Origin of the sequence: Haladaptatus paucihalophilus DX253 (assembly GCF_000376445.1) — an archaeon.
GTDB classification, from domain to species: Archaea; Halobacteriota; Halobacteria; order Halobacteriales; family Haladaptataceae; genus Haladaptatus; species Haladaptatus paucihalophilus.
Map to the genome: position 1 here is coordinate 40,819 of NZ_AQXI01000001.1, position 12,512 is coordinate 53,330.

Below are 12,512 nucleotides of genomic sequence, written 5' to 3' on the forward strand. Positions count from 1 at the left end.
TCTTATGCACCCACAGGGATAGCCTTCGGACGACATGGTTACGGCATCACCGCTCACCCTCGGCGTCGTCGGCGGCGGGCAACTCGGTCGGATGCTCGCGGAGGCGGCATCGCCGCTCGGCGTCGAACTGGTCGTCCTCGACCCGACGCCGGACTGTCCCGCGTCGTTGGTCGCTCGGGACCAAATCGTCGGCGACTTCGACGACGAGGAGGCGATTCGAGAACTGGCGGAGCGAAGCGACGCGCTGACCTTCGAAATCGAACTCGCCGACCCCGACGTGCTCGAAGCGGTCGGCGAGGAGTACGACGTTCCGGTCCACCCCGACCCGGCCACGCTTCGAACCATTCAGGACAAACTCGTCCAGAAGCGCGCACTGCAGGACCGCGGAATTCCGGTCCCCGACTTCCGCCCCGTCGATTCCCGCGAGGACCTCCTCGAAGCGGGCGAGGAGTTCGGCTACCCGATGATGCTGAAAGCGCGGCGCGGCGGCTACGACGGGCGCGGAAACGTCCCCGTCGAGGACGAGGACGACGTGGACAACGCGCTCTCGCAAGTCTCGGGCGAGTTGATGGTCGAGGAGTTCGTCCCCTTCGAGCGCGAACTCTCGGTCATCGCCGTCAAGGGCGACGACGAGGTGGCGACGTTCCCCGTCGGGGAGAACGTCCACGAGGAGGAAATCCTTCGGCAGACGGTCGTTCCCGCGCGGACCTCCGACGAGGTTCGGGAGCGCGCCGAGGACGTCGCCCGCGAGGTTCTTTCGGCACTCTCCGGGAGAGGGACGTACGGAATCGAGCTATTTGAAGGGGAAGACGGGGATATTTCGGTCAACGAAATCGCACCCCGACCGCACAACTCCGGTCACTACACCATCGAAGGCGCGCTGACCTCGCAGTTCGAACAGCACGCCCGCGGCGTCCTCGGGTATCCGCTTGGCGCGACGGACCTCCGCGGTCCGGTCGTGAGTTCGAACATCCTCGGCGACGTCGACGAACCCGAAACCGCCGCCCTCTCCGGGGTCGAGGGAGTCCTCTCGAGCGACGGCGCGGCGTTCCACTGGTACGGCAAACGCCAAGTCCGCCCGCTCCGGAAGATGGGACACGTCACGCTCGTCGGCGACGACCTCGATGCGGACGACGAATCGACGCTCACCGACCTGCTCGAAGAGGCGCGCGAACTCACCGACTCACTCACGTTCCAATGACCACCGCAGAATCAGTTACGACGCTCATCGAACAGTTCGAAGCCGAGGCGAACCGCGACCGACCGACGGAGGAGACGCCCGAAGTCGGCATCATCATGGGGAGCGACTCCGACTTGGACGTGATGTCGGGCGCCTACGACGCGCTCACCGAACTCGGTTTCGAGGAAGTGACGGACGTCGAGAACCCGCCCGAATCGCGGTTCACGTTCGAAACCTACGTCGTCTCGGCCCACCGAACCCCCGAGTTGATGTACAGTTACGCGAAGACGGCCGAAGCACGCGGATTGGACGTCATCATCGCCGGGGCGGGCGGGAAGTCCGCCGACCTCCCCAACATGACGGCCTCGCTCGCGTACCCGCTTCCCGTGGTCGGCGTTCCCGTCCAGGAAAAATCCGTCTCGTCGGTTATCGGCATGCCGACCGGCGCGCCCATCGTCGCGGTGGACGCGGGCAAATCGTTCAACGCGGCGCTTTCCGCGGTGCAAATCCTCGCGCGTGAACACGACGACCTTCGGAAACGACTGGTTACCTACCACGACGAGTTACAGATGGACGTCGGTGCGGTATCTCGCCGCCTGCACGAGGAGGGCACGCCGTCGTTCCGCGACGGCGAATAACGGGTATCTTTTCCGCATATACCATCGTTCAGTACATACCTTTCGTCGGTAAGAAAGGGTGCGTTACTGAATAGAAAGCGTCAGTTGCCGGAATGCGGGCGGGAGCGGCGCTGTCCGGCCAGAATCTCAAGAATCAACGCTTATAGGGGTGCGCTCACAAAACACCGCCTGCTAGGAGAAAACCGGTAATGAATCCATGGGTAGCCATTGGCGCGCTAGTGCTGGTGGGCCTCGCCATACCATTCAGTATGATGGCTGTGTCGAGTCTCCTCAGACCGAGCGTGCCTGAACAGGGAAAATCCGCCACCTACGAGAGCGGTGAAATTCCAACCGGGACGACGCGCATTCGGTTCAACATCCAATACTACATGGTTGCGCTGCTGTTCGTCGTCTTCGACATCGAGACGGTCCTCATCTTCCCTTGGACCGTCATCTATCGCAACGCTATCGACAGCGGCGTCAGCCTTGCGACGGTGCTCGTCCCGATGTTGGTTTTCATCGCGGTTCTCGTCGTCGGGCTCGCGTGGGCCTGGCGCAACGGAGCGGTGCGGTGGGTTCGTAGCCCCCGCGGAACGCAACGGAGTATGGAACAATGAGCAACGAACCACGGGAATACATACACGGTAGTACAGCCCCCCAGACGAAGACCCGCGAGGCTCGGATGGGCGAGGGTGTCGATGACCGCTTTAACTCGAAACTCCGTGAGGCCTTCGGCGCGTCGCCGTTCATCCTCACGAAGTTCGACAAGTTCATGAACTGGGTGCGGGGGTCGTCGATGTTCATGCTGCAGTTCGGTATCGCGTGCTGCAGTATCGAGATGATGCACACCTACGCGGTGAAACACGACTTGGACCGCTTCGGGTCCGGCGTCCCGCGTGCGTCGCCGCGGCAGGCCGACGTGATGATCGTCCCCGGGACGGTCGTCTCGAAGTTCGCGCCGCGGATGAAGCGCGTCTACGACCAGATGCCCGAACCCAAGTTCGTCGTGAACATGGGGTCGTGTGCCATCAGCGGCGGCCCGTTCCAAGAAGGATACAACGTCATCAAGGGCGCAGAAGAGGTCATCCCCATCGACATTCACGTCCCCGGATGCCCGCCGCGCCCCGAGGCACTCGTCTACGGCGTCGTCAAGCTCCAAGAGCGCGTCGCCAACGGCGAGACCAGTCCGGTGACGGTCAAGCCCTACGAACTCGAACAGTTCGGGGACCTGGAACAGGACGAACTGGTAGACACGCTCGCCGACAGAATCGACGAGGACTCGCTCGTCATGCGCTACAACTGGGCTGATTCACCATGAGTTCGCAACGAGAAGTACCGGCAGCGCAGGAACTCGACGGCGACCAGCTCGCCGCGTTGCTCGGTGACCACGTTATCGGCCGCGAGGAACATCTCAACGCGCCGGGATTCGTCGTTCGACCCGACGAAGTGCAGGACGCACTGACAATCCTGCGCGACGAGGCCGGATTCGACCACCTCTCGATGGTCACGGCACAGGACTACGAGGACCGCTACGAGAGCGTCTACCACCTGAAGAAGTACGCCGACCCGACCCAAGAGGTGAGCGTCGTCGTTCCGACGCCGACCGATGCGCCCGCGAGCCAGACCGCGGAACCCGTCTATCGATCCGCCGACTGGCACGAGCGGGAGGCCTACGACCTCGTGGGCATCGACTACGACGGTCATCCGGACCTTCGTCGTATCCTCCTCCCCGAGACGTGGCAGGGCCACCCCCTGGCGCAGAACTACGACCAAGACCGGCCACAAATCGTCTCGTTCGAGGAGCACAAGAACCCGATTCAGGACGACCACTACGACGCGGATTCGGACACGATGTTCCTGAACATCGGGCCGCACCACCCGGCAACCCACGGTGTGTTGCACCTGAAGACGACGCTCGACGGCGAACAAGTCGCCGACGTCGACCCGGACATCGGCTACCTCCACCGCTGTGAGGAGCAGATGGCCCAGAACGGGACCTACCGGCACCAGATCATGCCGTACCCCGACCGCTGGGACTACGCGTCCGCCGGGCTGCTCAACGAGTGGGCCTACGCGCGCGTGGCCGAAGATTTGAACGACCTCGACGTGCCCGAGTACGCGCAGATAATTCGGACGATGGGTGCCGAACTCTGCCGTATCGCATCGCACATGCTGGCGCTGGGGACGTTCTGTCTCGACATCTACGGCGACTTCACTGCTATCTTCATGTACGCGATGCGCGACCGCGAAATCGTCCAGAACATCCTGGAGGACCTGACCGGCCAGCGCATGATGTTCAACTACTTCCGCCTCGGCGGCGTCGTCTGGGACATCCCGGAACCGCGTCAGGACTTCTTCGACAAGATTCGGGACTTCCTCGACGACCTCCCGCCGACGCTGGAGGAGTACCACGACCTCATCACGAGCAACGAGCTGTTCCAGATTCGGACCATCGGAACCGGCGTTCTCGAACCCGAGGTCGCCAAACAGTACGGCGTCACCGGTCCCGTCGCTCGCGCATCGGGCATCGACTACGACCTGCGCCGCGACGACCCCTACGGCTACTACGACCAACTCGATTGGGACGTCGTGACCGAGGACGGCTGTGACAACTACGCGCGCCTCCTCGTTCGGATGCGCGAAGTCGAGGAGTCGGCGAAGATCATCGACCAGTGTGTCGACCTGCTCGAAGACTGGCCGGAGGACGAACGCGAAATTCAGTCGAACGTCCCCCGGACCCTCAAACCGGACGCGGACACGGAAACGTACCGCGCGGTCGAGGGCGCGAAAGGAGAACTCGGCATCTACATCCGCTCGGACGGGACGGACAAACCCGGCCGATTCAAGATTCGAAGTCCGTGTTTCTGCAACCTCTCCGCGCTCGGTGAGATGTCCAACGGGGAGTACATCCCCGACCTCGTCGCCACGCTCGGCAGCCTCGACGTGATTCTCGGGGAGGTCGACCGATGAATCCCGTTCCGCTGCAGGGGACGGGAACGGTCCTTCTCCCCGAACAGATAGCGCGTGCGCTGGGCGGCAACAACCCCGGCGCGCCGATAGAGCTGCTCTCGGCGCTCATCGCGGCGGCCGTCATCGGCACCATCATGCTGACGATGACGGCGTTCGCGGGTCCGTGGGCGAAACGGAAAATCACCGCCGCGTTCACCGATCGTATCGCGGTCAATCGTGTCGGGCCGTTCGGCCTGTTCATCATCGTGGCCGACGCGGTGCGGCTGCTGTCGAAAGAACTCATCATCCCGGAAGGTGCGGACCGTCCGGCATTCGACCTCGCGCCCGTCGTCATGGCGGGTTCGGCGCTGCTCGGTTTTGCGGTCATTCCGATGGGTTCCCTTTTCGGCATCAATCTGCAACTCGCTGACCCCGAGACGGGGCTGGCGTACGTGTTCGCCGTCGCCTCCATCGCTACGCTCGGACTGACGATGGGTGGCTACGCGTCGAACAACAAATACTCGCTTCTCGGTGGCCTTCGCGCGGTGGCACAGAACATCGCGTACGAGATTCCGCTCGTCGTGACGGCGGCGTCCGTCGTCCTCTTCACGGGGACGCTCCAGATGAGCCAAATCGTCGCCCAACAGCAGGAGACGCTCATCACCATCGGCGGCATCGCGATTCCGTCGTGGTACGCGTTCGTGAACCCGTTCGCGTTCGTGCTGTTCCTCGCGGCGAACCTCGCGGAAGTCGGGCGGAACCCGTTCGACACCCCCGAGGCACCCACCGAAATCGTCGCCGGATACCAGACGGAGTACTCCAGCGTGTACTTCGTGCTGTTCTACCTCGGCGAGTTCATCCACATCTTCCTCGGCGGTGCGATCATCGCCACGCTGTTCCTCGGCGGTCCGTCCGGTCCCGCTTCGGGCTCCATCGGATTCGTCTGGTTCACCGTGAAGATCTGGGCGGTGTTCCTGTTCACGCAGTGGGCGCGTTCGGCGCTTCCGCGCGTGCGCATCGACCAACTCATCGAAATCGGTTGGAAGGGCATGCTCGTGCTCTCGTTCGCCAACCTGGTTCTCACGGCCATCATCGTGGGGGTGGTGCTATGATCGGACTACTCAAATCGATGGCAACGACGATGAAACACGCACTGGGCGGGACGACGTTCACGGTCGAATACCCGGACGTCGCACCCGAAGTAAGCCCACGCTTCCGTGGGATTCACAAGTTCAGCCAAGAGCGCTGCATCTGGTGTCGCCAGTGCGAGAACGTCTGTCCGAACGACACGATTCAGATCGTTCAGGACGACCAGCGCAACGGCGAACAGTACAACCTCCACGTCGGCCAGTGTATCTACTGCCGACTCTGTGAGGAAGTGTGCCCGGTCGACGCCATTCTGCTCACCCAGAACTTCGAGTTCACGGGTGACACGAAGGACGACTTGGTGTACAACAAAGAACAGTTGAAGAACGTCCCCTGGTACAAAGACATCGACCCACTCGAATCGCGCGAACCGGACCGTAGCGCGTGGATAGGAGAGGGCGAAGGAGCAGTCGATTACCAGTAATCACGCCCGTCTCGAAATCTTAAAAGGGCGTTTACCCAAACCCAAAGGTGACTGAAATGGCATATGAAATGATCGCGTTCGCGTTGTTCGCCATCCTGACGGTGGCGAGTAGCGTGGGCGCCGTCCTGGTGCGGGACGTGTGGCATTCGGCGTTGTTGCTCGGCGCTTCGTTGCTGAGCTTCGCCGCCCATTACGTCATGTTACAGGCGGAATTCGTTGCGGCGATGCAGATCCTCGTCTACGTGGGCGGGGTTCTCATCCTGATAACGTTCGCCGTCATGCTCACACGTCGTTCAAGTACAGAGGAGGTGACTAACGCATGACATCACGGCCACGAATGCGTGACCCAAGCACGATGCTTCCCGGCGTCGTCGCGGTGGCGCTGTTCGCCATCCTCGCTGTGGTGTTCCTCGGCGCGTCGTTCGGCGACGCAGGTGGCTTCGGAGCCGGAGCCAACATCACGGCGAGCATCGGCTACGCGATGTTCAACATCGGAAACGTCGGCGGTGACGCTCTCGTCCAGAGCGAGGGATTCCTCGTCGCGTTCGAGATTATCGACCTCGTGCTCGTCGCGGCGCTGGTGGGTGCAGTGATGCTCGCCAGCCGTGACGACGGTGAAGACAGCGAGAGCGGAACGCCGTCGGCGGTCATGGCGGACGGCGGTCGAAACGCGGGAGGTGACGAGGAGTAATGGTACCAGTCGAATACTACCTGTTGCTCTCCGCCGCCGTGTTCTGTTCGGGGCTGTTCGGAATCCTGACCCGGAAGAACGCGCTGATGTTCCTCATCAGCGTCGAGCTGATGCTGAACGCGGCGAACATCAACCTCGTCGCGTTCTCCAGCTATCACGGCAATCTGACCGGGCAGACGTTCAGCCTGTTCACGCTGGCGCTCGCCGCCGCGGAAGTCGCAGTGGGAATCGGTATCATCCTCGTGCTGTATCGTAACTTCAACGACGTGGACGTGACCCAAGCGACGACTATGAGGTGGTAACAATGGCGGCAACAGCATTCCAACTGGCACCGGTAATCGCACTCTTGCCGTTCGTATCGTTCCTGATCGCACTGTTCGGCGGCGAGTACGCCCGCAAGATGCTACCCAAGGGTGGCGCGATTCCGGGCATCGCCGCGACGGCCGGGTCGCTCCTCCTGTCGCTGTGGGTCTTCCTCACGGTGTCGGGTGGCGAATCCTACCACGAGACCATCGTGTGGGTCGAAGGACTCGACACCTTCAACCTGCACTTCGGCATCTTCCTCGACCCGCTGTCGGCGATGATGCTCGTCATCGTCTCGCTGGTCGCGTGTCTCGTGCACATCTTCAGTCTCGGCTACATGAACGACGAGGGCGAAACCGGTCTCCCGCGCTACTACGCCGGTCTCGGCCTGTTCACCTTCAGCATGCTCGCGTTCGTCTTCGCGGACAACCTGCTGATGGCGTTCATGTTCTTCGAACTCGTCGGGCTGTGTTCGTACCTGCTCATCGGGTTCTGGTTCCGCGAACCCGGCCCACCGAGCGCAGCGAAGAAGGCGTTCCTCGTCACCCGCTTCGGTGACTACTTCTTCCTCATCGGCGTGGTGGCGGTGTTCGCCACCTTCGGCACGGCGCAGTTCACGGGCGACCACTCGTTCGTGCACATGGCCGAGCAGGCAATTGCGGGCGAGGGCGGAGAGGTGACGACCCTCTTCGGTCTCGACCCGAAGATGTGGTTCAACATCGTCGGCCTGCTCGTGTTGGGCGGCGTGGTCGGGAAATCGGCGCAGTTCCCGCTCCACACGTGGCTTCCCGACGCGATGGAAGGCCCGACGCCCGTTTCCGCGCTGATTCACGCGGCGACCATGGTCGCGGCGGGTGTCTACCTCGTCGCGCGCATGTACGGCTTCTACGCCCTGCTCCCGCAGGTGCTCGCCATCATCGCGTTCATCGGCGGCTTCACGGCGCTGTTCGCGGCGACGATGGGCGTCGTCAAACGCGAAATCAAACAGGTGCTCGCGTACTCTACCATCTCCCAGTACGGGTACATGATGCTCGCGCTGGGGTCGGGTGGCTACGTCGCGGCGACCTTCCACCTGATGACTCACGCCTTCTTCAAGGCGCTCCTGTTCCTCGGAGCGGGGTCGGTCATCATCGCCATGCACCACAACGAGAACATGTGGGACATGGGCGGCCTGAAAAAGCGCATGCCCGTGACCTACTGGACGTTCCTCGCCGGGTCGCTCGCGCTCGCGGGAATCGTCCCGTTCGCTGGGTTCTGGTCGAAAGACGAAGTGCTCTACGAGGCGCTCGTCCACGGTCTCGGCGGCAACCCGCTCCTCCTCGGAGCGTACGCGATGGGTCTCATCGCGGTGTTCTTCACCGGATTCTACACCTTCCGGATGGTCTTCCTGACCTTCCACGGTGAACCCCGGAGCGACACCGCGCGGAGCCCGCACGGCGTGCGCTGGAACGTGAAGTTCCCGCTCGTCGTTCTCGGTATCCTCGCCACCGTCATCGGTCTCGTCAACATGACGCCGGTGGCGGAGCTGACGGGTGCCCACATCGAGTTCCTCCACACGTGGCTCAACGGACCGGTCGGCGCGACCGGTGCTCACCACTACGAGGAACTCATCAACCGGTTCGCCTACGGCGATCCGGCGGAGTTCTCGGGACTCGTTTCGAGCGGCATCTCGCTCGCGTTCGCACTCGCCGGTCTCGGACTGGCGTGGGTGCTCTACAACGTCCCGCAACCCGTCGAGCACACCGACAAGTTGGGCAGCGTGAAGACGCTCCTGTTCAACAACTACTACCAAGACGAGTATCAGGTCTGGCTCGCAACCGGCGTCACGCTCCCCGTCTCGCGCGCGGCGGACAAGTTCGACCAAGGCGTCATCGACGGCGTGGTCAACGGCGTCTCCAGCGTGAGTCTGTTCGGCGGCAGCCGAGTGAAGCGGATTCAGAGCGGCATCGTGACGAACTACGCGCTCATGTTGGTGCTCTCGTTCGTCGTCCTGCTTCTCGTCTTCGGCTTCACGGGAGGTTGGTTCTAGATGATAGTCGAAGCACTTCTCGCGGTAACCTTGGTGAGCGCGTTCGCGGTGTTCCTTGCGCCGGACAAAATCGCAGGGAAACTCGCGTTCGTGCTGAGCCTGCTCCCCGCGGCCGGGAGCATCTGGATGTACAGTGACTTCAACGGCAGCGGGAACGCCCTGTTGGGCGGGAAGCTCGCCTTCGAAGAGACGTTCAAGTGGGTCACGTTCGGCCCCTACGCGCTGAACTGGCACGTCGGCCTCGACGGCATCAGCATGCCGTTGTTGGTGTTGACGGCGGTGCTCACGCCCCTTGCGATTCTGGCGGCGTGGACGCCGATTCAGTCCCGACAGAGCCAGTTCTTCGGTCTGATGCTCTTCATGGAGATGAGCCTCCTCGGCGTCTTCTCGGCGCTCGACTTCTTCATCTGGTTCATCTTCTGGGAGATGGTGCTGGTTCCGATGTACTTCCTCATCGGCATCTGGGGCGGCCCGCGGCGCAAGTACGCGGCGATCAAGTTCTTCGTGTACACCAACGTCGCCTCGCTGCTGATGTTCATCGGGTTCATCGCCCTCGTCTTCGGACTGGGCGATTCCATCACATCGCTCGATATGCCCGTCATCGCGCAAGCGTTGAACGACGGGCAGTTGGGAAGCCTCGGTGGCATCGGCGCGGGCACGCTGAAAGCGCTCGCGTTCTTCGCGATGTTCATCGGATTCGGCGTCAAGGTCCCGATTGTCCCGTTCCACACGTGGCTGCCGGACGCCCACGTCGAGGCACCGACGCCGGTGTCCATCATGCTGGCGGGCGTCATGCTGAAGATGGGTACCTACGCGCTGCTCCGATTCAACTTCACCATGCTTCCCGGCGTGGCGAAGGATTACGCGTTCATCATCGCCCTCGTGGCGGTCGTGAGCGTCATCTACGGTGCGCTCCTCGCGTTGGCACAGTCCGACCTGAAGCGTATCGTGGCGTACTCCTCGGTGTCCTCGATGGGGTACGTCATCCTCGGACTCGTCGCGTTCAACATGTACGGCGTCGGCGGTGCGACCTTCCAGATGGTCGCCCACGGTCTCATCTCGGGACTGATGTTCATGGCGGTCGGCGTCATCTACAACACGACGCACACCCGGATGGTCTCGGACATGTCCGGGCTGGCGGACAAGATGCCGATTACGGTCGCGGTGTTCGTCGCGGGCGCGTTCGGCTACATGGGCTTGCCACTGATGGCTGGCTTCGCGGCGGAGTTCTTCATCTTCGTCGGGGCCTTCCACTCGACCGTGCTTGCAGGGACAGTAGCGGGAACCAATGGACTCGCGCTGTTCACGGGAGCGGCGATGTTCGGCATCGTCATCGTGGCTGGCTACCTGCTGTTCGCCATGCAGAGAACGCTGTTCGGGCCGTTCCGGCTCGAAACCGACTACGAGGTCGGCCGCGCGTCGTTCCACGACGTCGCGCCCCTCGTGGTCCTCATCCTGCTGGTCATCCTGCTGGGTGTTCAACCGAACATCTTCTACCACATGATTCAGGATGCCGTGGGTGAAATGGCGCTCCTCGCCGGAGGTGGTGCCTGATGGCGGCATTCGCGTGGCCCGACTGGGCCGCACTCGCGCCCGCCATCGTCCTCGGCCTGACGGCGCTGCTGTTGCTGGTTGTGGACAGCATCTACCCGCACACGCGGGACAACCCGATTCTCGCGGGTATCTCGACGCTCGGTGCGGTCGTTGCAGGCGGTCTCGCGGCGTGGTTCATCACCTCCGGAACGGGCGAGAACCCGATTCCGCTGTACGGGAACGCGATGGTCGTCGACACGATGAGCCTGTTCTTCGTGCTCATCTTCGCCAGCGTCACCGCGCTGGTGAGCATCGCCAGCTACGATTACCTGAAGGGTAATTCCTATCAGGCGGAGTACTACACGCTGGTCGTCCTCGCGGCGACCGGAATGACGCTGATGGCGAGCTCGAACAGCCTCGCCACGGTGTTCATCAGCCTGGAACTGGCCAGCCTCCCGTCCTACGCGCTGGTCGCGATGCTGAAGAAGAACCGCGGAAGCGTCGAGGCGGGACTCAAGTACTTCCTCATCGGTGCGCTCTCGTCGGCCATCTTCGCCTACGGTATCAGCCTCGTGTACGGTGTCACCGGACACCTGCAGCTGGACCTCATCGCCACCACGCTCGGCCAAGGGTTCAGCGGGCTGGGCGGCGTGCTCGGCGTCGGCGTGCTGATGGTGGTCGCTGGCTTCGCGTTCAAGACGGCCTCCGTCCCGTTCCACTTCTGGGCACCGGAAGCGTACGAAGGCGCACCAGCGCCGATTTCGGGCTTCCTCTCGTCGGCTTCGAAGGCCGCCGGGTTCGCAGTCGCCTTCCGCGTGTTCGTCACGGCGTTCCCGTTCGCACTGGTTTCGGGAACCATCGACTGGGTGCTGGTCTTCCAGATTCTCGCAGTCGTCACGATGACGCTCGGGAACTTCGCAGCCGCCACGCAGGACAAGGTGAAACGGATGCTCGCGTACTCCTCGATCGGACACGCGGGCTACGTGCTCATCGGACTGGCCGCTCTCTACGGCGGTAACAACAGCGGCGTGCTGAGCGGTGCGATGCTCCACCTGCTCGTCTACGGCTTCATGAACACGGGTGCGTTCCTGTTCATCGCGCTGGTCGAGTACTGGGGCGTCGGTCGGACGTTCGAGGATTACAACGGACTGGCGGAGAAGGCACCCATCGCCTGTCTCGCCATGACCGTGTTCCTGTTCAACCTCGCCGGTCTCCCGATCGGTGCAGGATTCATGAGCAAGTACATCCTGTTCGGTGCCGCGGTCGGTGCCGGATTCTGGTGGCTCGCCGCGGTCGGTGCGATAAACAGCGCGCTGTCGCTGTTCTACTACAGCCGCGTCGTGAAAGCGATGTGGATCGAGGACCCGGAGGGCGACTTCACGATTCGAAGCACGCCGACGGGCCTCTACGTTGCGGTCGTCGCCGCCGCAGTCGTGACGGTCGCATTGCTGTTCGCGTTCGGGCCGGTGGCGGACACGGCGTACAACGCCGCCGCCACGCTGTTCGCCTGAACCGCACGATTTCCGTTCGCGTTTTCCGCCTTTTTCGATTCGACGATTTCGGTCGTGAGTCGCCCGTATCGTACAAATCGTGAGCCATCCGTATCGTACAAAACGACCCGGGTGATATCGATGCCGTTC

Annotated in this window: 13 protein-coding genes; all 13 read left to right on the forward strand. The window is 62.6% G+C overall.

Going from position 1 to position 12,512, the window contains the following annotated elements; translation table 11 throughout:
* The first annotated feature begins 34 nt into the window (after positions 1 to 34).
* The 13 genes from B208_RS0100255 to B208_RS0100315 all read left to right on the forward strand — a co-directional run bounded on the left by B208_RS0100255 (position 35) and on the right by B208_RS0100315 (position 12,383).
* Positions 35 to 1,201 (forward strand): 5-(carboxyamino)imidazole ribonucleotide synthase, encoded by a 1,167-nt coding sequence (locus tag B208_RS0100255; RefSeq protein WP_007978276.1) that lies wholly within the window; start codon positions 35 to 37, stop codon positions 1,199 to 1,201.
* Positions 1,198 to 1,818, forward strand: a complete 621-nt coding sequence (purE, locus tag B208_RS0100260) for a 5-(carboxyamino)imidazole ribonucleotide mutase (RefSeq protein WP_007978279.1) — start codon at positions 1,198 to 1,200, stop codon at positions 1,816 to 1,818. The genes B208_RS0100255 and purE overlap by 4 nt, the downstream gene beginning before the upstream one ends.
* A 188-nt stretch (positions 1,819 to 2,006) precedes the next feature.
* The gene (locus B208_RS0100265; protein WP_007978281.1) at positions 2,007 to 2,414 is read left to right on the forward strand and encodes an NADH-quinone oxidoreductase subunit A; all 408 of its coding nucleotides are present in this window, start codon (positions 2,007 to 2,009) and stop codon (positions 2,412 to 2,414) included.
* Positions 2,411 to 3,115: an NADH-quinone oxidoreductase subunit B gene (locus tag B208_RS0100270; protein WP_026177672.1), complete on the forward strand. Its 705-nt coding sequence runs from the start codon at positions 2,411 to 2,413 to the stop codon at positions 3,113 to 3,115. Before B208_RS0100265 ends, B208_RS0100270 begins: the two co-directional genes overlap by 4 nt.
* Positions 3,112 to 4,767, forward strand: a complete 1,656-nt coding sequence (locus tag B208_RS0100275; protein ID WP_007978285.1) for an NADH-quinone oxidoreductase subunit D — start codon at positions 3,112 to 3,114, stop codon at positions 4,765 to 4,767. Before B208_RS0100270 ends, B208_RS0100275 begins: the two co-directional genes overlap by 4 nt.
* Complete coding sequence (locus B208_RS0100280; protein ID WP_007978287.1) at positions 4,764 to 5,858, forward strand: complex I subunit 1/NuoH family protein; 1,095 nt, start codon at positions 4,764 to 4,766, stop codon at positions 5,856 to 5,858. Before B208_RS0100275 ends, B208_RS0100280 begins: the two co-directional genes overlap by 4 nt.
* On the forward strand, positions 5,855 to 6,316 hold the full coding sequence (locus B208_RS0100285; protein WP_007978289.1) for a NuoI/complex I 23 kDa subunit family protein: 462 nt from the start codon (positions 5,855 to 5,857) through the stop codon (positions 6,314 to 6,316). Before B208_RS0100280 ends, B208_RS0100285 begins: the two co-directional genes overlap by 4 nt.
* A 56-nt stretch (positions 6,317 to 6,372) precedes the next feature.
* Positions 6,373 to 6,639, forward strand: coding sequence for an NADH-quinone oxidoreductase subunit J (locus B208_RS0100290; protein ID WP_007978292.1), 267 nt, complete (start codon positions 6,373 to 6,375; stop codon positions 6,637 to 6,639).
* Entirely contained in the window at positions 6,636 to 7,007 is a 372-nt protein-coding gene (locus tag B208_RS0100295) for an NADH-quinone oxidoreductase subunit J (RefSeq protein WP_026177673.1), read from the forward strand. The genes B208_RS0100290 and B208_RS0100295 overlap by 4 nt, the downstream gene beginning before the upstream one ends.
* Positions 7,007 to 7,309, forward strand: coding sequence for an NADH-quinone oxidoreductase subunit NuoK (gene nuoK, locus B208_RS0100300; protein ID WP_007978296.1), 303 nt, complete (start codon positions 7,007 to 7,009; stop codon positions 7,307 to 7,309). Before B208_RS0100295 ends, nuoK begins: the two co-directional genes overlap by 1 nt.
* A gap of 2 nt (positions 7,310 to 7,311) precedes the next feature.
* The gene (gene nuoL, locus B208_RS0100305) at positions 7,312 to 9,339 is read left to right on the forward strand and encodes an NADH-quinone oxidoreductase subunit L (protein ID WP_018128642.1); all 2,028 of its coding nucleotides are present in this window, start codon (positions 7,312 to 7,314) and stop codon (positions 9,337 to 9,339) included.
* Positions 9,340 to 10,893, forward strand: coding sequence for a complex I subunit 4 family protein (locus B208_RS0100310; RefSeq protein ID WP_007978299.1), 1,554 nt, complete (start codon positions 9,340 to 9,342; stop codon positions 10,891 to 10,893).
* Positions 10,893 to 12,383 carry an NADH-quinone oxidoreductase subunit N gene (locus B208_RS0100315; RefSeq protein ID WP_007978301.1) on the forward strand — a complete coding sequence of 497 codons (1,491 nt, stop codon included), beginning with the start codon at positions 10,893 to 10,895 and terminating at the stop codon, positions 12,381 to 12,383. The genes B208_RS0100310 and B208_RS0100315 overlap by 1 nt, the downstream gene beginning before the upstream one ends.
* The last annotated feature ends 129 nt before the right edge of the window (positions 12,384 to 12,512 follow it).